The sequence below is a fragment of the Exiguobacterium sp. s57 genome, from assembly GCF_018617685.1.
Classification (GTDB): domain Bacteria; phylum Bacillota; class Bacilli; order Exiguobacteriales; family Exiguobacteriaceae; genus Exiguobacterium; species Exiguobacterium marinum.
This window is the reverse complement of record NZ_JACSKR010000003.1, coordinates 125,394-144,660: the sequence shown is the minus strand read 5'-3', so window position 1 is coordinate 144,660 and position 19,267 is coordinate 125,394. Positions and strand designations below refer to the sequence as shown.

Below are 19,267 nucleotides of genomic sequence, written 5' to 3'. Positions count from 1 at the left end.
TTCTATCGCTTCGCCGCAAAGAACGCCTTGGCGTCCTCGAACGTGAAGCAGTTGATAATATCCGATGGTTCGAGATAGGCTTTCCGTGCGTGTAACACACCGAGTGCCATGTCTTCCATCATATCTGGGTGGTGCGTGTCGGTATTGATCATCACTTTGACTCCCGCAGCCTTCGCCTTCTTAAGCGTCGAGGCCGTCAAGTCGAGGCGGTTCGGGTTGGCGTTCAACTCGAGCGCCGTCCCCGTCTCTTTGGCGAGTGCGATCAACTTCTCCTCGTCAATCGGATAGCCGTCGCGTCGACCGATGAGTCGACCTGTCGGATGGGCGATCACGTTGACGTACGGGGAACGGCAGGCGTTCTCGAGACGTGCCATGATCTCGTCGACGGATTGGTCCATCTTCGAATGGATGGAGGCGACGACGTAGTCGAGCGTCTCTAAAAACTCGGGTCCATAGTCGAGCGTCCCGTCAGGACGGATGTCCATCTCGACGCCTCGCAACACGTTCATGTCGTGCGTCTTCGCGGCTTCCCGGATCTCTTCCCCTTGTGCCTCGAGTCGTTCCTCCGTCAACCCATTGACGAACGTCAAATACTTCCCGTGGTCGGTGATGGCCATCCATTCATAGCCACGCCCTTTCATCGCCACAACAATCTCGTCGACGGTCAACTTCCCGTCCGACCAGACCGTGTGCATGTGCGCATCGGCTTTAATGTCTTCGAGCGTGACGAGTTTCGATAAGTCGTGCTCGAACTCAGCATGCCCCTCCCGAAGTTCAGGCGGGATGAATGGGAGACCGTACCGTTCGAACAGTTCTTCTTCCGTTTTCGGTTGCCACAATCCGTCTACCGTCTCGACTCCATATTCGGAAATGGACTCTCCTTTTGCCTTGGCAAGTTGGCGCATACGGACGTTGTGGTCTTTTGAACCAGTGAAATGGTGAAGCGTCGCGGCGAACGCGCCCGGCTCGACCATGCGGAAGTCGACCGACACCATCTCCTCACGTTCGAGGACGAGCGAGACTTTTGTCTCACCTGCCGCAATCACTTCGTTGATGAACGGCAAAGCGAGCAGTTTCTCACGCAGCGCAATCGGCTCCTCGGTCGCAATGATGAAGTCAAGGTCTTTACACGTCTCTTCGGCACGGCGGAAGCTTCCCCCGACCGAATGACGCAAGACGAGCTCTTCTTTCTTCAACACGTCATTGATCTCTTCAACGATCGGTCGCATGACCGCATACGCTAATCGTTCCGGACGCGACTCAAGGTTTTTCGCTGCGGCGAGCAGCTTCTCGACACTCTTCGCACCGAACCCGGGTAGTGATGCCGCTGTCCCGTCTTCGAGTACACGGATGAGCGACTCCAAGTCGACGACGCCGACCTCTCGAAGTTTCGCGAGTTTCTTCCCGCCGAGGCCTTGAATCTTTAAGAGTTTCATTAATCCGAACGGAATCTCTTCCTGCAGCGCTTCGAGCACTTCACTACGTCCTGTGTCTCGATACTCCTCAAGGACGGCGGCCGTTCCTTTTCCGATTCCTGAGACTGAGGTCAAATCCTCGATGTCCTCGAGTTCAAGGTCCATGTTCTCGAGCGCTGTCGCAGCCTTACGGAACGCATTGATTTTAAACGGGTTCTCCCCTTTGATTTCCATATATTGCGCGATCTTCTCGAGCAACATCATCGCTTCTACTTTATTCATACGGTTCCCCCCTATTCACACAGAAAAGACCGAGACACAAGCACTAGCTTGCATTCCGGCCTGTCGTGTCACAACATCTTATTTGAAAACCAATCCGATAGATATGGTGTGTCTTGAATGATCGTTGTCGCGAGTGACGAATTGTCGACAGCATTTTGAACGCCCGCCATCGGCACGAACGCGATTACCCAAAGGATGAAGAACGTGATAACATACGCCTCAAAGAATCCGAGGACAGCTCCGATCACACCTTTTAATTGGCGTAAAATCGGCAAGTCCGTCAAGAAGTCGAGCATCGCCAAGATGAGATGCAAGACGAGTTTCGTGATGAGGAACAAGACGACGAACCAAAAGACGTTATAAAACGTCATCTCAATCCCTGAAAGGGAGTTGAGGTCCAAGACGCCGCCAGGTAGCGTTCCATCAAGCTGAGACGGATACGGGATCCATAGCTTGAACGCTTCAGCTAAATCTTTATAGTACGTGTTAGCGACAAGGAAACTGATGATGAGCGCGACCCAATGGCCGAGCTGTAAAATCGCACCACGACGAAAGCCATTGACGATTCCGATAAATAAGAAAAACAGTATAAGTAGCGTAACCATGGATTGAATTATTCTCCCATATTTCGTTTAGTTTTGACGTGATCGCTCGCGATTTGAATCGCAGCAAGGACCGCTGCCTGACGAGCATCTAGATGAGGGGATTGATCACGAATCTCGCGGATCTTACTATCGACCAAAAAGCCTACTTCCCTCACATGATCAGCGGGTTCTTCGCTTACGATCGTATAGTCTTGACCCGCAATGTGAATCGTTGTTCGTTGTAACTGCACGCGCACCCCTCCTTTACGTCTGTCAGCATTAATCATAACATCGTTTTTATATTAGGAAAAGGAGAAGCCCCTTCCATTGATATGTACAACATTTTCTATTACCCTTCTTTACAGTTGTCAAACGTCTTTCTTTAGAAAAAATAAAAGGAATGGTGGCAACATGTTGTGAAATGTGCGAAAATATCAACTATTCAAACAAACAGAAAGGATGATTGATTTGAAACTACGCATTGGCCTCTTAGGTCGCATCATCATCGCGATCGCTTTCGGGATTTTGCTCGGGAGCATCGTACCAGAAAGTCAGAACTGGATTGTTCGGACGTTTGTGACGTTCAACACAGTCTTCGGGCAGTTCTTAGGCTTCGCCATCCCATTGATCATTCTTGCGTTCATCATCCCAGGAATCGGGGAACTTGGAAAAGGAGCAGGAAAGTTAGTCGGACTCACAGCACTCATCGCTTATGCATCAACCGTTGTCGCAGGAACGCTCGCCTATTTCGCAACAAGCAACTTGTTCCCGCAAATTTTATCACGTTCTACAGTAGGAGCCGAAAATCCAGAGGAAGCCTTATTGAAAGGATTCATGGAATTTGAGATTCCACCTGTATTCGGTGTCATGACCGCTCTCATTTTAGCTTTCGTCATCGGCATCGGGATTGCCGCAATCGAAAGCAAACGGTCACTTGACCTCGCCATGGATTTCCGCGATATCATCGAGCTCTTAATCAGTAAAGTCATTATTCCATTACTACCAATTCACATCGCCGGAATTTTCATGAACATGACGTACGCGGGTCAGGTCGCTGAGATCCTCTCGGTATTCTCACTCGTCTTCGTCACAATCATCGTCCTACATTTAACGATGCTCATGATTCAATATTCAATCGCAGGTGGTCTCAACAAAGAGAATCCGTTCAAGTTGCTCAAGACGATGATGCCGGCTTACTTCACAGCAATCGGGACGCAATCATCGGCTGCGACGATTCCAGTCACACTTCGCCAAGCGAAGTTGAACAACACGGATGAGGGTGTCGCGAACTTCGTCATCCCGCTCTCGGCAACGATTCACTTGTCAGGTTCGACGATCACACTCACGTCGGTCGGTGTCGCGCTCATGTACTTGAACGGCATGCCGATGTCTTACGCGATCGTCCTCCCATTCATCCTCGCACTAGGTGTAACGATGATTGCAGCACCTGGTGTACCGGGTGGAGCCGTCATGGCATCGCTCGGATTGTTCGGTTCAATCCTCGGATTCGACGCGACGATGCAAAGCTTGGTCATCGCACTCTACTTGGCACAGGATAGCTTCGGGACAGCTACAAACGTCACGGGTGATGGCGCCATCGCGAAGATTGTCCATTACTTCAAGCACAACACGAAACTTCTCGACAACACATCGTCGAAACAAGAAGATATCGCATAAAGCAAAAATCATAAACGGGCAAGCCAACAGGTTTGCCCGTTTTTGTCTACATTGAAAAGGAGCGATACATATGGAATGGATTGAATGGAAAGACCCGAATCACTTCTCGGATCGTGTGATGAACGCACTATTGAAAGAAGAGGCCAAGAATAGCCTCATGATCGGCGTCTTGAATAACGTGATTCAAGGCATCTATGAGACGTTTCATCAGTTCACCGTCGAAGAGGACGGTGAACTGCTCGCCATCCTTCAAGTGACACCGCCACATCCACTCCATTACATCGTCGTGGATTCAGAACGCTCGGACGAACTCCCGTCCTTCATCATCCCGCACCTTCTCGAAAACGAGGTCCCCTTCACCGAGGTCGTCTCAGAACGCGAACAAGCCGAACGGTTCGGTCATGCGTGGCAGGAGTTGACGTCTGGGACGAGTGAGATGTTCATGTCTCAAGGGCTCTATCGACTCGATCATGTGAACGACATCGATATGGCAAGCGGTCATATGCGATGGGCCACGGCAACCGATCAGACGCAGCTCGAGGCCTGGTATAGTGCCTTTGAAGCTGAATCAGGCCTCCGCTCATCTCCACCCGAGAAAGTGACAAAGACCGTCCAGACGATGCTCGAAAATGAGGATGCGGTCTTCTGGGAAGTCGACGGGCAAGTTGTTTCATGTGCGAAACGATCTCGTCCGACCGAGAACGGGATCACCGTCTCGTTCGTCTACACGTCACCTGATGCGCGAGGAAAAGGGTATGCACGAAGTCTCGTCGCAGACCTTAGCCGCCAGTTACTCGAGACGAAAGCGTTCTGTGTCCTTTATACGGACTTGACGAATCCGACATCAAACAAAATCTATCAGGAAGTCGGCTACGAGCAGATTATGCACTCCGCTTGGGTCCGACTCGCTAGATGAAACGCATCGCCTCCCCTATACTAATAGGTGGAGGCGATTTTTTATGGTTAGATTCCGTTTTATTTTACGTGCACTCGGTGTGGCGCTCCTTCTCTATATGTTGATCGTCGGGGGACAGAGCGTTCTCGATAACCCGAACATCGATACGCTCTGGCTCAGTGTCATCGGTGCCGCGCTCCTGACGTTCATTGTGTATCAGACATCAAAAAAGTGATCGACGCGTTCGTCGATCACTATATTTGTGTTTAGAAGAATGATGCTGGGTTGACTGTCCCACCCGCGCTTGATGATGACCAGGAGTAACCGCCACGGTGAATCTCGAAGTGAAGGTGTGAACCTGTCGAGTTCCCTGTGCTACCCATGCCTCCGAGGTTTTGGCCTTGTGACACGCGTTGACCCGCTTTGACTGAGACTGAGCTCATGTGTGCGTAAACTGTCGTCCAAACTTGACCATTGATGACGTGAGTAATCATGACATGATTCCCGTATGCGCCACCCCATCCAGCTCGTGTGACCGTTCCAGTAGCCGCTGCGTAGATTGGTGTACCAACTGACGCTGCGATATCAAGACCGTTGTGGAATGTGTAGCCGTTCACGCCGCTTGCAGGACCCCATCCTTGCGTAAGGCGACCGCTTGCAGGACGTTGGAACATACCGCCGCTTGCCGGTGCAGATGCAACAGGTGTTGTTGTTGCTGCACTAGTAGAACCACTGTTCGAGCTCGAACCTTGCTGCTTTTTAGCAGCGGCAGCTGCCGCTGCGGCTGCACGACGTGCTTCTTCTTCAGCACGACGTTGTGCTTCGATTTCTGATTGAATCGCTTTTTCTTGAGCTTTGAGCGTATCTTCCATCTCTTGCAAGCTCATGAGTTTCGATTCGAATTTCACTTTTTCAGCTTCAAGTTTCTTGATTTTCGCAGCGCGCTCTTTCATTTTTTGATCAAGCTCTTTCTGGCGTTTCTCAAGTTCTTCTTTTTGCTTCACGAGTGAATCACGTTCTGCCTTAAGTTCAGCTTGCGCTTTCGCGAGTTTTTCTTTCGTTGCTTCGTACTCTTCAAAGATCTGTTGGTCATTCTCTTGAATCGTACCAGCTGTGATCATGCGTGTAATCAAATCGCTGAAGTTTTTTGATCCGAAGATGAATTCTGCCCAGTTGACTGACGAGCCACCGTTCTTTTGCATCGTCGCCATACGATCTTTCATAAGTTCTTCTTGTGCTTTCATTTTTGCTTCGTATTTTTTAATTTGCTCTTGAAGTTTTTTGATTTTTTCTTCAGTTGCACGAATCTCAGCTTTTTTCTGAGCGACATCATTGATGACGTCCTGGAGTTCAGCATCTAACTTGTTGATTTCTTGTTGTTCTTTGCTGATGGCTTGCTCACGTGATTGGATCGAAGAATTTGCTTTCGATTGTTCACTGCTATTCTTTTGTTGTTGTTCCTGAACTTTCTTCTGCTTCTCTGTAAGTGAGGCCGCATAAGTCGGTGACGTTCCGCCAATCAAAAGTGCGCCTAAAGTGACCGTCGCTGCAAATTTCTTCAAGTTACCCAATGTGCTTCCCTCCGCTGATTTCCGTGTATTTTTTATCTATTATCATTCAAGTATTTTTTATTAAGATGAGTCGCGATATTTCATTCGCTCTGTGACTCATTATAGCAATCTAAACCAAAAGTTATTTTACACTTATATTTCATTCGTATGACATTGACCTGATTTAGGTTTTATCGCTTAAAAAACGTGGGTATAAACAGTTTTTTATTTGATTTGTTGTCACAAAATAGTTTTAAAAAGAAAAAAAGCACTCAAAGAAAGCGCTTTTCACATAGTAACCTATATCATTTTTTATTTACCTCAATGCCACATATCCAGCACGTTTCCCGTTTCTCCGTTTCAAAAGAAGTAACAAGAACCCACCAATCAGGATAACCCCTGCAGCAGCACCGCTACTATCTAAGAGAACATCTTCTAATAACGCAGTTCTCTCAGGAGTCAAGCTTTGATGATATTCATCAAAGATCGCGACCGAATTGGCAAGCGTCCAAGCGAACAATAAGTTCAGTCCGGCATGCAGGTTCGTTCTCGAGATGGCTTTCACAAATAATGCACCGAGTGCAAAAAATGTAACGACATGTACCGTTTTCCGCATAAAGAATTCAATCAGTCCTGCTGTTCCTAACGTTTCAAGTGAGATTTCCTTTCCGGCGTAGTCGAACTGCACGTTCGCTAGCGTAGGTTCGATCCACTCCCAATTGAATCGCTCTAGCGGCGACACAATGGACTGATCCGAGTAAGGAGTCGCACTTGATAAGAACAAGCCGATTAAGATAAGCGCAATCCATATAAATTCATTTTTTAAAAATCGCATAACACCGTTCCTTTCTACAACGTTTTTCATTATACGGATTCTTCTGTGAGAAAGATGTAACAGCGACATCATGATTTCATAACAATTTGATTGCACATAACGTGTTCAAAGTCGTCACCCCGTTACTCCCTTGATATACTAACGAAAAGGGGGAATCAACATGATTTATGATTTTGAAGCAATGAACATGAAAGGACAGCTACAACCGTTAGCTACATATAAAGGCGATGTCCTACTCATCGTCAACACAGCGAGCAAATGTGGCTTCACGCCGCAGCTCGACGGACTCGAGTCGTTATACAATACGTATAAAGGTCAAGGGTTGCAGATCTTAGGCTTCCCGTGCAATCAGTTCGGACATCAGGACCCAGGTTCAAACGAAGAGATTCAAGAATTCTGTCAACTGAATTACGGGGTATCGTTCCCGATGTTCGCAAAAGTCGATGTGAACGGCAAGGACGCTCATCCGCTCTTCACGTATCTCTCGAAAGAAGCTCCCGGACTCCTCGGGTCGAAGACAATCAAATGGAACTTCACGAAGTTTTTAGTCGACCGCGATGGAAACGTCATCGAGCGCTTCTCGCCACAGACGACACCGGATGAGATTGAAGACGCGATTAAGAAATTGATCTGACAAAAAAAGGATGGCTCCGAAGAGTCATCCTTTCATCGTGGTGTAATGAAGTTGATTGTATAGAATGGACTGCTCTCATCATTATAGGCGAGGCCGACGGCTGCATGCGTGAATCGGGGTTGCAAGATGTTCTCACGGTGACCTTTCGAATTCATGAGTCCCCAATGTGCATGAAATACGCTCATCTGTCCCATCGCCAAATTCTCACCAGCTATCGAGTAGGAAAGTCCTGCCTCATCCATCCGGTCGAACGGATCACGTCCTTTTGGGTCGGTGTGACTAAAGAAATCGTTCTGCGCCATGTTCTGACTGTGGGCCCGAACGACTGGATAAAGGGGTTCGTAGTCAGACAAGGCGTTCAAATCAAACTTCTCCCGGTCCCAATTCATGAGGATACGCATCAACTGCTCATTGGCGACAGTTCCTTCTTTCGATAAATCGCCATAGTATCCCTCACTCGCCTCTTCGACACGACGCTCGACCGATAAAATACCTTTCAACAGGTCATCGTCATGCTGATCGAAAAAGAAGGTGACGTACTGTCCATCAATCGCGAAAACTGAAAAAGCTGGATCATCTGGAATCAAGTATCGATTCAACCCTTTATTATAAGATGTCACATCTTCAAAGCCGATGTCCTCGACTTGGTCACGTGTTGTTTCGTTCAAGACGAGACTGCGATACGTACTGCCTGTCTCGAACTGATAAAACCCTTTCTTCGCACCGTCCTCGTCAATCAATTCAAGTCCGCGATTGCCGCCGCGATCGACCAAATACCAGTCATGCCCGGCATACTGACTTGCAAATTTTGGCGCGTCCGACACGCGTTCGTTCGCCACTTCTGACTGAACTTGAACACTCGTCGGAGCTGATACGTTCGGCATCTCATATTGCCAAGCCATATAGAGTCCGATCGCCATCAATAAGATGATCAATTTTCGAAACATGGCTCCTCCTCCCTTACTGCTCCCGCTGACGCTCTCCAAAATCATGTAATCTACCTTTAATATCAGTGAGCATCTCCATATACGCGACATACGTCGCTTCGTCTATATTCAGCATACCACTTACTTGTAAAGGCACGTTGACTGCCTGCTCACGCAACGCGCTACCGGTTGCTGTCAGACGGACAACAATTTTTCGTTCATCGTACATTGCACGACTCTTTTCGACATATCCGATTTGGATTAATCGTTTGACGAGCGGTGACAAGGTACCTGAGTCTAATGTCAGCCTCTCTCCAAGCTGACGCAAATCGATTCCATCTTCTTCCCATAAAACGAGCATCACCAGGTATTGGCTGTATGTCAGGTTTAGCGGTGCTAAAATCGGGCGATATAGACGGGTAAGCTCTTTTGAAGCGGTATACAACTGAAAACAGATTTGATTTTCTAACTTTAATGATTGTTCCATGCCTAATCCTCCGTACTCTTCTTTAGCCAAGCATATCATTTGCGAAACTTTTTGACTGCTCTATAATTTAAATTGTGCACAACTTAATTGTTAAAAATGAAATGGAGGAATTTAATCATGAAATCACTATTCACAGCATCAGCAACCGCAATCGGTGGCCGCGAAGGTCACGTGAAATCAACAGACGGCGTCATCGACATGAACGTCTCGATGCCTGGCGCGAAACACGTCGACGGTGCGACGAACCCGGAACAGCTTTTCGCAGCTGGCTATGCGGCTTGCTTCGGTAGTGCCCTCAACCTCATCATCGGGAAAGAACGTGTGAAGACAGACGGTTCGAGCGTCACAGGTCACGTCACATTGAACCAAAACGATGAAGGCTTCTTCATTTCAGTCGAGCTTGAAGTCGAAATCAAAGGCGTCGACCAAGCGACAGCGGAACGCCTCGTTGAAGAAGCACACCAAGTGTGCCCTTACTCGAAAGCGACTCGTGGCAACGTCGATGTCAAACTGACAGCAAAAGCAGCATAATCGTTCATCCCGCTCTTCAGGAGCGGGATTTTTTTGCTTCATCCTGCGTGTCAGGGGTAAGATAGAAGCAAGAGGTGAAAGGAGAGGATTCTGATGACAAAACGAAAATCGACTCTTCTTTTTGTTGTGCTCGGTATCTTGTTGTTCACGGCGACCTATAACGCGCTGACCGTTCGGACGTACAACGTGACCTCAGAAAAATTGTCAGTGGATGAATCGCTCCGCATCGTACTCCTTTCTGACCTACATAGCGCCTCTTACGGTCATAAACAATCGATTTTAATCGATCAAGTCCGTGCTCAGGAACCGGACCTCATCGCCTTACCGGGTGACCTGCTCGACCGTTATCGTTCCCCGGAACCCGCTTTCGAACTCATCGAGGGACTTGCGGGCATCGCGCCGATGTATTTCGTTACAGGCAATCATGAAATCGATGACTCTGAAGATTACGTACGCCATAATGTCAAAAACGTCTTCCGTTCTCACGGGGTGACCGTCCTTGAAAACGAATGGGAACCGATTACGATCAATGAAATCGAACTCGTCGTCGGTGGATTAGAGGATCCGTTACGAACGTATACCGAAAACATTTATGGAAGTTGGGAAACGGATGCCGCATCATCCATGCAAAACGTCGACTCGAACGACACGTTCAACGTTCTCCTCTCCCATCGCGCTGAGGAAGTGGACACATATGCCGACTTGCCTTTCGATCTCGTCTTATCTGGACACGCCCATGGTGGACAAGTGAGAATTCCTTATCTATTGAACGGTTTATTCGCTCCTGACCAAGGGTTCTTCCCGAAATATGCAGGAGGTCTTTATGAACATGAGACGTTCACCCATGTGATTGGGCGAGGATTCAACTATAGCTTCAACGTGCCAAGGATCTATAACCCACCAGAGATTGTGGTGATTGATGTGCACGGGAAATAACGGACACTCAAGGGAAGTGTCCGTTGTCTTACCAGATGATCCGTTCCTCACAACATTGTCGCTCTCGTTCGACCTGTACCGTTGAGCGCTCGAACTTTCCGTATTTACGAATCCGCTCCGTCACTTGTCGTAACACGGCTTGATCATCTGCCTCTTCTCCGATTAATACGTGGCATGTCGCGGCATGCTCACTCGATGAGATCGACCAGACGTGCAAGTCGTGCACCTCTTTCACCCCATCAACACTAGCAATCTCTTCTTGCATCGCTCGGACATCGATTTGTGCCGGTGATCCTTCCATCAAAATATGAATTGCCTCACGTGTCACGCGGTAACCGCTAATCAAAATCAAGACAGCTACAAACGCACTCGCGACCGGGTCAGCCCAAGTCCATCCGAACACCATGATGAGGATTGCGGCCGTAATCGCTCCAACCGATCCGAGTAAATCGCCGAACACGTGAAGTAAAGCACTCTTCACGTTCAAATTATCTTTCTCCCCGCGCATTAAAATCCAAGCGGCAAGGATATTGACGATCAGTCCGATGATGGCAACAATCAACATACCACCACTCAAAATTTCCGGTGGAGCACTTATCCGTTGGTATGCCTCTATAAGAATATAGATCGAGATAACGAGTAGCGTCAGCCCATTTATGAATGCCGCTAAAATTTCAAAACGTCGATACCCGAATGTCCGGCTAGGCGTCGCCGCTTTCGCCCCGAATCGTACAGCTAGGAAGCTTAGCCCTAACGCCGCTGCATCTCCGAGCATATGTCCTGCATCCGACAAGAGCGCCAAACTGTTCGTCCATAGACCACCGATGACTTCAACGACCATGAACGTCGCAATCAGGATGAAAGCAAAGAATAGCGCACGCTGGTTCGTGGAATGATGATGGTGATGGTCGTGATGATGTCCCATGACTAATTCCTCCTTCTGTCTCTTATATTATTCCATTTCACCGAAACATTCAAACGTTCATTTGAATGAAAAAAATAAAAAAAAACGGGAGAATGAATCTCCCGCCTCCCATCACTTTTGTTCTAGGCGTACACGCATCACGCCACTGTATGGAAACAGCTTCAACTGAACCGCCTCTCCCTCGAACCAGACGCCAGCGGGTTGTTCGCTCGTCGGTTGGATGTCAGGGGTCGCGATTGCTTGTTTGTCCCAATCGACGGCACGTACTTTTTGGTCTCGTACCATGAGGAAGAACCCATCATAGAAATGATACTCGTTCACTTGATCACGTTGAACGGCAGAAGGATTTCCGAGTTCAGCTCGAACGGTCGCTATGTCTTTGCCAATCCAGTTGAGGACGGTCTCCGAGGCGTTCGGCACGACTTGTTGCCATGCGGCGATCACCTCATCGTCAGACAAGACCGGTGCATCCGTCGTGACACTCTCTTCCGTAACCCAACCCGTCATTCGTTCGTTCAACTGAACTTTCACGAACCCACTTACTGTCTCCAAGCGTTCAAAACGATCGCCGAGATCGGCTTCGTAAACGACTGCAACTCGGTCATCCGCATATACTTTCGTATAAGGTTGTTCGATATAAATCATTTCTGCTAATTCGGTTTCGGCATCCTTTGGTTGTTCGGACTCCGAATCGACCATCTCCGTTGCAATCTCATCTGATTCCGGTAAAGCTGACTTCTGCTTTTGGTCAATCAATGCCGCAAACGCAATGATGCCAACTAAGGCGAGCATCAATGCCACCGCCGTCGTGATTCGGAATACGCGTTTACGCTTTCGGGTCGTCGCGCGCGACAATCTTCCTCCATTCATGTTCTTCACTCCTACTCGATTCGATTCATTCCACTCGTTTCGTCAAATGGTAGGAGGTTTCCTGCCTCATCAAAAAATTTCAAGTCATGTTTTGTCAATTCGTCCATCATTCGGACCATTTGTTCAACATCGACCGGTCCATCGCGCTCATCGTTCTCACGTATGACGATGTGTTCTCCTAATTCAATCGTGCGTGAAGTCAGACGATGGAAATAACGGTCGTGGGAAATCAACAACAGTCCGCCCGGATAGACGGACAAGGCCGCCTCGATTTGTTCGCGTGTTGCCACATCCAAATAGTTCGTCGGTTCGTCGAGTGCTAAGAGATGCGCGTCGGAGAAATAGAGAATGAGAAAGGCAATCCGACACTTCTCACCCATACTCGCCTCGACAATCGGAAGGTTCACTTCATCCCGCCGGAACAAGAAGTGGGCGAGCAGCGTCCGCGCTTCCGTCTCCTCGATGTCACTATGGGCGAGCAACGCCTCGAGTAGCGTTCCCGTTTCCGGCAGACGTTCGAGTGTTTGCGAGAAATACCCGATCTTCAGACGGGGATGTCGCTGGATGACACCCGAAAGTGGAGCTCGTTCACCAATCAGTACGTTCAATAATGTCGTCTTGCCGCTTCCGTTCGGTCCGATGATGGAGATGCGGTCTCCTTTTTGAATCAAGAAGGAGAATGGGTTATAAAACGGCTCGCCGTATCCAAACGTCATATGTTCACACGTCAGCCACGTCTTCGCTTCAAGCTCATCCGCAGCAAAACGGACGGAGATGGTCTTCTCTTCTTTCGGCTTCCGCGGACGATTGTCTTCGAGCTGTCTCAGCTTCTGTTCTCTCGCTTTCATTTTGACGGCGAGATTAGCTGCTCCTTTTTGCGCCCCTGGGCTGCGGACACTAGCCGTTGCTTTCGCCTTCAAGTGCCACCCTTTATATTGGGCAATCATCTCCAAAAGTTCTATCTTCCGGCTCTCGTAGCGGGCGTGGACTCGCTCGTCACGCACACGTTCCTCCTCTTTTTGCCGCTTATACGCCGTATAATTTCCCGGGTAACGGGTAACGTGTCCGTCCGACAGTTCAAGGATTACAGTTGCGACATCATCCATCAATTGACGGTCATGTGAGATGACGAGAACTGTCCCGTTGAATCGGTTCAGCCACTGTGTGAGCCAGTCGATCGACTCGATGTCCAAGTGGTTCGTCGGTTCGTCGAGAAGGACGAGGTCGACCCGCTTCATCGTCAATGTCGAAAGCTGTGCCCGCGTCTTCTCACCCCCGCTCAAGTCGTTGATGTTTCGGTCGAGCTGACCATCTAGCCCGAGTCGAGTCAACGCCCTCTTCGCCTCTTGCTCCAAGTTGTATACATCGAGTGCTAGTGCTCGTTCATAGGAGCGCATGACTCGCGCCTCATCGCCTGAAGACACATCTTCATAGAGGGCATATCGTTCGGGATCGCTCCGCATCACCCACTCAAGGAGCGACATGTCCTCGGATTCAATCGTCTGCCGGACGAGTCCGATTTCACCGTGACATTCAATCGTCCCGGCTTGTGGGGTCAATTCCCCTGTCACGAGTCGGAAGAGCGTTGTCTTTCCACTCCCGTTCAATCCGAACAATACAGCTCGTTCTCCGGCTACGATTTCAAAAGAGACCGCTTCAAATAATGGTTTCCGGTCATAATCAAACCGGACTTGTTTCATAACTAACATCTGTTTCACCTCGCTTATTTTTCCGATACGCGATGAAACAAAAAACACCATCCGCTTCAAAGCGGTGGTGTGAAGGAATCCGTTCAAATGAGGAAAACGAGCGTTTCCCGTACTTGAAAAAATGGACACACTTCACCCGTAACTGTTCAAGCGAACAGTGATGATTCGTCTCATCGATGGAGTGAATGTGTTTTTTTCATGGCACGGTGTACCTCCCTTTCCTAAGTTACTGTCACCTTATCAGATTGAAAGCGCATTCGCAACAACCTGCCCCACAATCTCCCATTTTTTCTACTCCTTTAGGCGGATGCGATTCATTCATCCCCGCGTTATGATGACAGTATATTCGAACAGTGAGGTGATGCATGATGCGTCGACGCATCCTTGTTCCGAGTGCCGTCTTAGCGAGCGTCGGAACGTTTCTCTATACACGATTCAAACAACGGCTCCCCCGCCCGCGATTTAAATGGCCGGAACGTCCAGAACTGACAACCATTGATAAGACGCATGTGCAGGCGACATGGATTGGACATTCGACCGTCCTCATTCATTGGTACGGGCTCAAGATTTTGACGGACCCGGTCTTCTCCAAACGAATCGGTGTCCACTTAGGCCCGCTGACGATTGGCATGAAACGTCACACGGCTCCAGCCCTCTCCATCGAGGAGGTCGGACCGGTCGACGTCATCTTGCTCAGTCACGCCCATATGGACCACTTTGACCACAAAAGTCTAAAGCGACTCATCACACGCGATACAATCGTCGTTTCGGCCCCAGGGACGAGTCGACTGCTCCGAAGGTATCCGAGTATGCAAACACTTGAACTGCATCCGCATGACAAAGTCACGCTTGCGAACGGACTCGATGTCCGAGCCATCCCCGTCAAACATTGGGGCAACCGTTTCCCGTGGGACAAGCACATGGGCTACAACGGCTATTTGCTCAAATACAAAGGAATTCGAATGCTGTTTGCGGGAGACACGGCGTACACCGATTCTTTCAAAGGGCTCGCCGACCGTGAACCGATCGACCTTGCCTTCTTCCCGATTGGTGCCTATCAACCGGATTCATTCCAAGAGGCGCACTGCACACCTGAACAGGCTTGGTTGATGTACAAAGAGAGCGGAGCGAAGCGCTTCTTCCCCATGCATTGGGACACGTTCGTTCTGTCGTACGAGCCAATCGATGAGCCGTATCACCGTCTCGTCGCGGCCGCAAAAATCGATCGTGGTCAAATCGCAATCAAGACGCATGGAGAAAGCATCCGCTTATAGCTTATAGTTTATACTTTCCCTTCACCCAAAAGTTCGGTAACGTTAGAGACGAGAGGGAGGGATTTATTATGGAATGGACGACATTGAATAATACTGTCAACATGCCGATGCTCGGACTCGGTGTGTACAAGGTCGAAGATGGTGCGGTGACGGTCGACACGGTCAAAACTGCGCTCGATGCAGATTACCGATTGATCGATACGGCCGCAATTTATCAGAACGAAGAAAGCGTCGGGCAAGCGCTGCGTGAAGCAGGTGTCCCACGTGAAGAAGTTTTTGTGACGACGAAACTTTGGAATGAGTTCCATGGGTTTGACGAGGCACTTCAAGCGTTTCAGGATAGTCTCGACCGACTCGGTCTCGAGTATGTCGACTTATTCCTCATCCACTGGCCAATGCCGCGTTTTGGTAAGTTTGTCGAAACGTACAAGGCACTCGAGCAATTGTATGAGGAAGGACGAGTCCGTGCCATCGGTGTCTCGAACTTTGAGATCGAGCATTTAGAACAAATTATTCAATCCTGCTCGATTGTTCCTGCGGTGAATCAGGTCGAGATTCATCCATATTTGTCTCAAAAAGACTTGATTGCATTCTGTAAGCGATATGACATTCAAATTCAAGCGTGGAGCCCACTCATGAAAGGACGCGAAGCGCTCGAAGATGACACAATTGTCGAAATCGCGAACCGTCACGCCAAGTCTCCAGCCCAAGTTATCTTACGTTGGCACTTACAAAACGGGGTCGCCGTCATTCCAAAATCGGTTACACCGAGTCGAATCAAAGAGAACATACAGGTATTCGACTTCACGTTGACGAATGAAGAGATGGCGGCCATCGATGCGCTCAACCGTGATGAACGCACCGGCTCCGACCCGAAAGAGATGCACAAAATCCATTATTGAGGAGTGAATGACATGTTCAAAAAACTAGCTTCTGATTTGACCGGCTTCAGCGACATCGGTGAGGTGATTGACCCATCTGACTTCGATAAGGCGGATGCAGATGATTACGTCCTTCATGAGGACAATGAGAAGATATATTTCTTGATCAAGTCAAAATCAGATGAGTATTGTTTCACCAACTTGTCGATGATCCACCTCGATGGAACGAGCGCCATCAGTTCGAAGCGCGTCCTCTATCGTTATCCGTATTCGCATTATCCAATCAAGCACGTCATGTTCGAAACAGCGGGCACCGTCGACCTCGATGTCGAGGTAAAATTCACAATCGGGGATAAACCGTACTCGATTGATATCAACAAGAAGCAAATCGAACACGTGAAAGATTTATATAAGGCACTCCTCGCGATTGAAGAGATTCAACGAGAAGGTCGTCGTATGATGGAATATGCGAACACATCACTCACACACTCGGTCTCCATTTTGAGCGGACTTCGCGAAGGTGACATGAACGTGCCGAACACGTTTAAAGAGTTGAACGAGCAATCGTTCGATTGGCTACAACGTCACTATCGTGAGTCGAATCGAAAAGATTTCGGTTCGGTGTATGAGAAGTACATCAATAACTGAAAAAGAACTCCTCACAGGAAGATTTCCTGACGAGGAGTTCTTTTACGTTTCGTCAATCAACTGCTCGGCCAATCGTTGATACAAGTGGCTCATGTGAACGGCAGACGCGATAGCGAGCGACCGCTGCACACCGCCCTCTTTTTCGAGCGATGCATTCAAAAGCGTGTCTGCTTGAACCTCGAACGCTTCTACATTCTTCATTTTTTGTGCCTGATACGCCTCGTAAAAGTCCTCAAGAGAGAACGTCTCGTCCGACTCATTCAACGGTCGGAGCGTTTCCTTAATATCACTAATCGATAAGAGGCCCTTCATCTCATAGATCAAACTGAGTAACATGAGATGTTCATTCGTATACTTCTTATTTTTGACGGGATGGAACAACTTGCCCTTCGCATAGTTGTTGATCATCGTCTTCGTCAAAATCGTCTCATCCTTATTCCGCTTCATTTTGCCATAATGCTGCTCGAACAATTGGATGACCTGGTCCATGTATAAATCGATTGTTGGTAACACTTCCCGAGGAAGCGTCCCTTCTGTTTCGGCAATTTTTTTTGATTTCATCTGTTTCACCTCACCTCCTTAGTATAAAGAACTCTTCCCGTTGTCGAAAGGTATACCTTGCTGTTTAGTCTCATTCAGTATATCATGTAGTTATCGATACTACATGATGTGATAAGGAGTGTTTTACATGAATTCAATTTTTCGGGAACCAATCAACGCGCTGACGCATCTCGCTGGAGCCTTGCTCGCTTTCGTTGCGCTCATCGCTATGGTCGTCAAAGCCTCACTGCTAGGTTCGCCACTCGCGATTATGGCCGCAATTTTATTTGGCATCAGCCTCGTCTTCCTTTATTTATCGTCTGGTCTTTACCATAGCATCATCGCTTCACCGAACGTCATTGCCTTCTTCCGGAGAATCGATCATGCGATGATTTACGCATTGATTGCGGGTACATATGCGCCACTGACGCTACTCGCGCTCGAAGGCCCGACACGATGGGTCCTCTTCGGCACGGTACACGCACTCGCCTTATTCGGAATCGTCTTCAAACTTGTCTGGTTCCATGCCCCGCGCTTCTTGTCGACCGCGCTCTACATCGGGATGGGCTGGTTGTCGGTCTTCTTCATCGGACCGCTCCATGATGTAATCGGGAACGCCGGCATCTTCTGGCTCGTGCTCGGAGGTGTCATGTATACGATTGGCGGACTCATTTATGGGTTCAAGCCAAAGTTCGTCAACTGGCGGGGATGGGGTTTCCATGAAGTATTCCATTTGTTCATCTTGTTCGGAAGCTTCGCCCACTTCGTCTGTGTCTTCTGGTACGTCTTTTAAGTCCTCCGCGTGGAGGGCTTTTTTTGTGAGCCGTTTCCTGTACTTTGAATTCAAGATTTTCTACACTAAGGACAGGAGGGATTCACTATGAAAATTGAAGTATGGTCAGATTATGTCTGTCCGTTTTGTTATATCGGGAAGCGTCGTTTAGAAGAAGCACTCGAACAGTTCCCACAGGCGGACCAAGTGGAAGTCGAATTCAAGAGTTTCGAGCTCGATCCGAACGCTCCGACAAATGATTCACGTACCATCTATGAAGCGCTCGCGACGAAGTATGGCATGCCAATCGAACAAGCGAAAGGCACTACGGCACAAGTTGCTGCTCAAGCTCGCGAAGTCGGTCTCGACTATGATTTCGAGAACATGGTCGTCACAGGTACGCTCGACTCGCACCGTTTGACGCATTATGCGAAGACGGTCGGGAAAGAGAAAGAATTGTCGGAAGCGTTGCTTCAGGCTTACTTTGTCGATGCCAAACACATCGGGAACCACGATGTCCTATTTGACATCGCGACAAGCGTCGGACTCGACGGTGACGCGGTACGTGATGTCTTGACGACCGACGTATATACGGATGACGTTCGTGCCGAAGAGAAGCGCGCAAGCGACCTCGGCATCACAGGTGTACCTTTCTTCGTATTCGACAATAAATACGGGGTATCCGGTGCTCAACCGACGGAAGCGTTCACGCAAGTACTCGAAAAAGTTTGGTCTGAGAACAACCCGACGATTCAAGTCCTCTCGAACGGTGCGACATGCACGGACGACAACTGTGATATTTGATTCATGAAGAAGCCGAACGTCGGCTTCTTTTTTGTGGTATTCTTCACCCCACTACTTGATAATAGTGATTAGCATATAAGAATCGAGGACTA

22 protein-coding genes are annotated in these 19,267 nt (G+C 48.7%); 11 read left to right on the top strand and 11 right to left on the bottom strand.

All coding sequences use genetic code 11. The features are described from left to right. Positions 1-2 precede the first annotated feature (2 nt). The 3 genes from polX to KNO98_RS09155 all read right to left on the bottom strand — a co-directional run bounded on the left by polX (position 3) and on the right by KNO98_RS09155 (position 2,532). Positions 3-1,697 carry a DNA polymerase/3'-5' exonuclease PolX gene (gene polX / locus KNO98_RS09165; RefSeq protein ID WP_214700585.1) on the bottom strand — a complete coding sequence of 565 codons (1,695 nt, stop codon included), beginning with the start codon at positions 1,695-1,697 and terminating at the stop codon, positions 3-5. A gap of 68 nt (positions 1,698-1,765) precedes the next feature. Continuing rightward, positions 1,766-2,302 (bottom strand): CvpA family protein, encoded by a 537-nt coding sequence (locus tag KNO98_RS09160; protein ID WP_026826569.1) that lies wholly within the window; start codon positions 2,300-2,302, stop codon positions 1,766-1,768. Between the two features lie 8 nt (positions 2,303-2,310). Continuing rightward, on the bottom strand, positions 2,311-2,532 hold the full coding sequence (locus KNO98_RS09155; protein ID WP_026826570.1) for a cell division protein ZapA: 222 nt from the start codon (positions 2,530-2,532) through the stop codon (positions 2,311-2,313). A 208-nt stretch (positions 2,533-2,740) separates the two neighbouring features. On the opposite strand from KNO98_RS09155, the gene KNO98_RS09150 reads away from it, so the two are divergent. The 3 genes from KNO98_RS09150 to KNO98_RS09140 all read left to right on the top strand — a co-directional run bounded on the left by KNO98_RS09150 (position 2,741) and on the right by KNO98_RS09140 (position 5,088). Further along, a complete protein-coding gene (locus tag KNO98_RS09150) occupies positions 2,741-3,958 on the top strand; it encodes a dicarboxylate/amino acid:cation symporter (protein ID WP_214700759.1) in 1,218 nt (405 codons plus the stop codon). Positions 3,959-4,028: 70 nt separating this feature from the next. Then, positions 4,029-4,874 (top strand): GNAT family N-acetyltransferase, encoded by an 846-nt coding sequence (locus KNO98_RS09145; protein ID WP_214700583.1) that lies wholly within the window; start codon positions 4,029-4,031, stop codon positions 4,872-4,874. 43 nt (positions 4,875-4,917) lie between these two features. Continuing rightward, the gene (locus KNO98_RS09140) at positions 4,918-5,088 is read left to right on the top strand and encodes a hypothetical protein (protein WP_167330582.1); all 171 of its coding nucleotides are present in this window, start codon (positions 4,918-4,920) and stop codon (positions 5,086-5,088) included. A 31-nt stretch (positions 5,089-5,119) separates the two neighbouring features. On the opposite strand, the gene KNO98_RS09135 is transcribed toward KNO98_RS09140, so the two are convergent. Continuing rightward, positions 5,120-6,424, bottom strand: coding sequence for a murein hydrolase activator EnvC family protein (locus KNO98_RS09135; protein ID WP_026826573.1), 1,305 nt, complete (start codon positions 6,422-6,424; stop codon positions 5,120-5,122). Between the two features lie 295 nt (positions 6,425-6,719). Beyond that, positions 6,720-7,238, bottom strand: coding sequence for a VanZ family protein (locus KNO98_RS09130; RefSeq protein ID WP_026826574.1), 519 nt, complete (start codon positions 7,236-7,238; stop codon positions 6,720-6,722). 160 nt (positions 7,239-7,398) lie between these two features. On the opposite strand from KNO98_RS09130, the gene KNO98_RS09125 reads away from it, so the two are divergent. Further along, entirely contained in the window at positions 7,399-7,872 is a 474-nt protein-coding gene (locus tag KNO98_RS09125) for a glutathione peroxidase (RefSeq protein ID WP_026826575.1), read from the top strand. 32 nt (positions 7,873-7,904) lie between these two features. Here the strand turns inward: KNO98_RS09125 and KNO98_RS09120 are convergent, their stop codons facing one another. Then, positions 7,905-8,819: a CAP domain-containing protein gene (locus KNO98_RS09120; RefSeq protein WP_214700582.1), complete on the bottom strand. Its 915-nt coding sequence runs from the start codon at positions 8,817-8,819 to the stop codon at positions 7,905-7,907. Between the two features lie 13 nt (positions 8,820-8,832). Beyond that, positions 8,833-9,285 carry a MarR family winged helix-turn-helix transcriptional regulator gene (locus KNO98_RS09115; RefSeq protein ID WP_214700581.1) on the bottom strand — a complete coding sequence of 151 codons (453 nt, stop codon included), beginning with the start codon at positions 9,283-9,285 and terminating at the stop codon, positions 8,833-8,835. A gap of 117 nt (positions 9,286-9,402) precedes the next feature. Between KNO98_RS09115 and KNO98_RS09110 the strand changes: the two genes are divergently transcribed. Next, entirely contained in the window at positions 9,403-9,816 is a 414-nt protein-coding gene (locus tag KNO98_RS09110; protein WP_015881037.1) for an organic hydroperoxide resistance protein, read from the top strand. Positions 9,817-9,909: 93 nt separating this feature from the next. Beyond that, positions 9,910-10,752, top strand: a complete 843-nt coding sequence (locus KNO98_RS09105; RefSeq protein ID WP_214700580.1) for a metallophosphoesterase — start codon at positions 9,910-9,912, stop codon at positions 10,750-10,752. Positions 10,753-10,780: 28 nt separating this feature from the next. Here KNO98_RS09105 and KNO98_RS09100 read toward each other — a convergent pair whose 3' ends face one another. The 3 genes from KNO98_RS09100 to abc-f form a co-directional block, all read right to left on the bottom strand. Continuing rightward, complete coding sequence (locus tag KNO98_RS09100) at positions 10,781-11,677, bottom strand: cation diffusion facilitator family transporter (protein WP_214700579.1); 897 nt, start codon at positions 11,675-11,677, stop codon at positions 10,781-10,783. A gap of 111 nt (positions 11,678-11,788) precedes the next feature. Next, entirely contained in the window at positions 11,789-12,547 is a 759-nt protein-coding gene (locus tag KNO98_RS09095; protein ID WP_214700578.1) for a hypothetical protein, read from the bottom strand. 11 nt (positions 12,548-12,558) lie between these two features. After that, a complete protein-coding gene (gene abc-f, locus KNO98_RS09090; RefSeq protein WP_214700576.1) occupies positions 12,559-14,256 on the bottom strand; it encodes a ribosomal protection-like ABC-F family protein in 1,698 nt (565 codons plus the stop codon). A 368-nt stretch (positions 14,257-14,624) separates the two neighbouring features. Between abc-f and KNO98_RS09085 the strand changes: the two genes are divergently transcribed. The 3 genes from KNO98_RS09085 to KNO98_RS09075 all read left to right on the top strand — a co-directional run bounded on the left by KNO98_RS09085 (position 14,625) and on the right by KNO98_RS09075 (position 17,059). Then, positions 14,625-15,530, top strand: a complete 906-nt coding sequence (locus tag KNO98_RS09085) for an MBL fold metallo-hydrolase (protein ID WP_251124995.1) — start codon at positions 14,625-14,627, stop codon at positions 15,528-15,530. A 68-nt stretch (positions 15,531-15,598) separates the two neighbouring features. Beyond that, positions 15,599-16,432 (top strand): aldo/keto reductase, encoded by an 834-nt coding sequence (locus tag KNO98_RS09080; protein ID WP_026826583.1) that lies wholly within the window; start codon positions 15,599-15,601, stop codon positions 16,430-16,432. A 12-nt stretch (positions 16,433-16,444) separates the two neighbouring features. After that, positions 16,445-17,059, top strand: coding sequence for a PH domain-containing protein (locus KNO98_RS09075; protein ID WP_026826584.1), 615 nt, complete (start codon positions 16,445-16,447; stop codon positions 17,057-17,059). Between the two features lie 42 nt (positions 17,060-17,101). Here KNO98_RS09075 and KNO98_RS09070 read toward each other — a convergent pair whose 3' ends face one another. Then, positions 17,102-17,620 (bottom strand): DUF1836 domain-containing protein, encoded by a 519-nt coding sequence (locus KNO98_RS09070; RefSeq protein ID WP_214700574.1) that lies wholly within the window; start codon positions 17,618-17,620, stop codon positions 17,102-17,104. A 127-nt stretch (positions 17,621-17,747) separates the two neighbouring features. Here KNO98_RS09070 and trhA point away from each other — a divergent pair, with 127 nt between their 5' ends. Together trhA and KNO98_RS09060 are read left to right on the top strand one after the other, a co-directional pair. Beyond that, positions 17,748-18,392, top strand: a complete 645-nt coding sequence (trhA, locus tag KNO98_RS09065; RefSeq protein WP_026826586.1) for a PAQR family membrane homeostasis protein TrhA — start codon at positions 17,748-17,750, stop codon at positions 18,390-18,392. A gap of 87 nt (positions 18,393-18,479) precedes the next feature. Beyond that, the gene (locus tag KNO98_RS09060; protein ID WP_214700573.1) at positions 18,480-19,175 is read left to right on the top strand and encodes a DsbA family oxidoreductase; all 696 of its coding nucleotides are present in this window, start codon (positions 18,480-18,482) and stop codon (positions 19,173-19,175) included. Positions 19,176-19,267: the final 92 nt, after the last annotated feature.

Excerpts from the sequence above, each read along its gene's own strand:
- abc-f (WP_214700576.1), bottom strand. The coding sequence starts at position 14,256 with ATGTTAGTTATGAAACAAGTCCGGTTTGATTATGACCGGAAACCATTA.
- KNO98_RS09150 (WP_214700759.1), top strand. The coding sequence starts at position 2,741 with ATGATTGATTTGAAACTACGCATTGGCCTCTTAGGTCGCATCATCATC.
- KNO98_RS09075 (WP_026826584.1), top strand. The coding sequence starts at position 16,445 with ATGTTCAAAAAACTAGCTTCTGATTTGACCGGCTTCAGCGACATCGGT.
- KNO98_RS09105 (WP_214700580.1), top strand. The coding sequence starts at position 9,910 with ATGACAAAACGAAAATCGACTCTTCTTTTTGTTGTGCTCGGTATCTTG.
- KNO98_RS09130 (WP_026826574.1), bottom strand. The coding sequence starts at position 7,238 with ATGCGATTTTTAAAAAATGAATTTATATGGATTGCGCTTATCTTAATC.
- KNO98_RS09085 (WP_251124995.1), top strand. The coding sequence starts at position 14,625 with ATGCGTCGACGCATCCTTGTTCCGAGTGCCGTCTTAGCGAGCGTCGGA.
- KNO98_RS09080 (WP_026826583.1), top strand. The coding sequence starts at position 15,599 with ATGGAATGGACGACATTGAATAATACTGTCAACATGCCGATGCTCGGA.
- KNO98_RS09060 (WP_214700573.1), top strand. The coding sequence starts at position 18,480 with ATGAAAATTGAAGTATGGTCAGATTATGTCTGTCCGTTTTGTTATATC.
- KNO98_RS09115 (WP_214700581.1), bottom strand. The coding sequence starts at position 9,285 with ATGGAACAATCATTAAAGTTAGAAAATCAAATCTGTTTTCAGTTGTAT.
- KNO98_RS09140 (WP_167330582.1), top strand. The coding sequence starts at position 4,918 with ATGGTTAGATTCCGTTTTATTTTACGTGCACTCGGTGTGGCGCTCCTT.
- polX (WP_214700585.1), bottom strand. The coding sequence starts at position 1,697 with ATGAATAAAGTAGAAGCGATGATGTTGCTCGAGAAGATCGCGCAATAT.
- KNO98_RS09120 (WP_214700582.1), bottom strand. The coding sequence starts at position 8,819 with ATGTTTCGAAAATTGATCATCTTATTGATGGCGATCGGACTCTATATG.
- trhA (WP_026826586.1), top strand. The coding sequence starts at position 17,748 with ATGAATTCAATTTTTCGGGAACCAATCAACGCGCTGACGCATCTCGCT.
- KNO98_RS09100 (WP_214700579.1), bottom strand. The coding sequence starts at position 11,677 with ATGGGACATCATCACGACCATCACCATCATCATTCCACGAACCAGCGT.
- KNO98_RS09095 (WP_214700578.1), bottom strand. The coding sequence starts at position 12,547 with ATGAATGGAGGAAGATTGTCGCGCGCGACGACCCGAAAGCGTAAACGC.
- KNO98_RS09070 (WP_214700574.1), bottom strand. The coding sequence starts at position 17,620 with ATGAAATCAAAAAAAATTGCCGAAACAGAAGGGACGCTTCCTCGGGAA.
- KNO98_RS09160 (WP_026826569.1), bottom strand. The coding sequence starts at position 2,302 with ATGGTTACGCTACTTATACTGTTTTTCTTATTTATCGGAATCGTCAAT.
- KNO98_RS09145 (WP_214700583.1), top strand. The coding sequence starts at position 4,029 with ATGGAATGGATTGAATGGAAAGACCCGAATCACTTCTCGGATCGTGTG.
- KNO98_RS09110 (WP_015881037.1), top strand. The coding sequence starts at position 9,403 with ATGAAATCACTATTCACAGCATCAGCAACCGCAATCGGTGGCCGCGAA.
- KNO98_RS09125 (WP_026826575.1), top strand. The coding sequence starts at position 7,399 with ATGATTTATGATTTTGAAGCAATGAACATGAAAGGACAGCTACAACCG.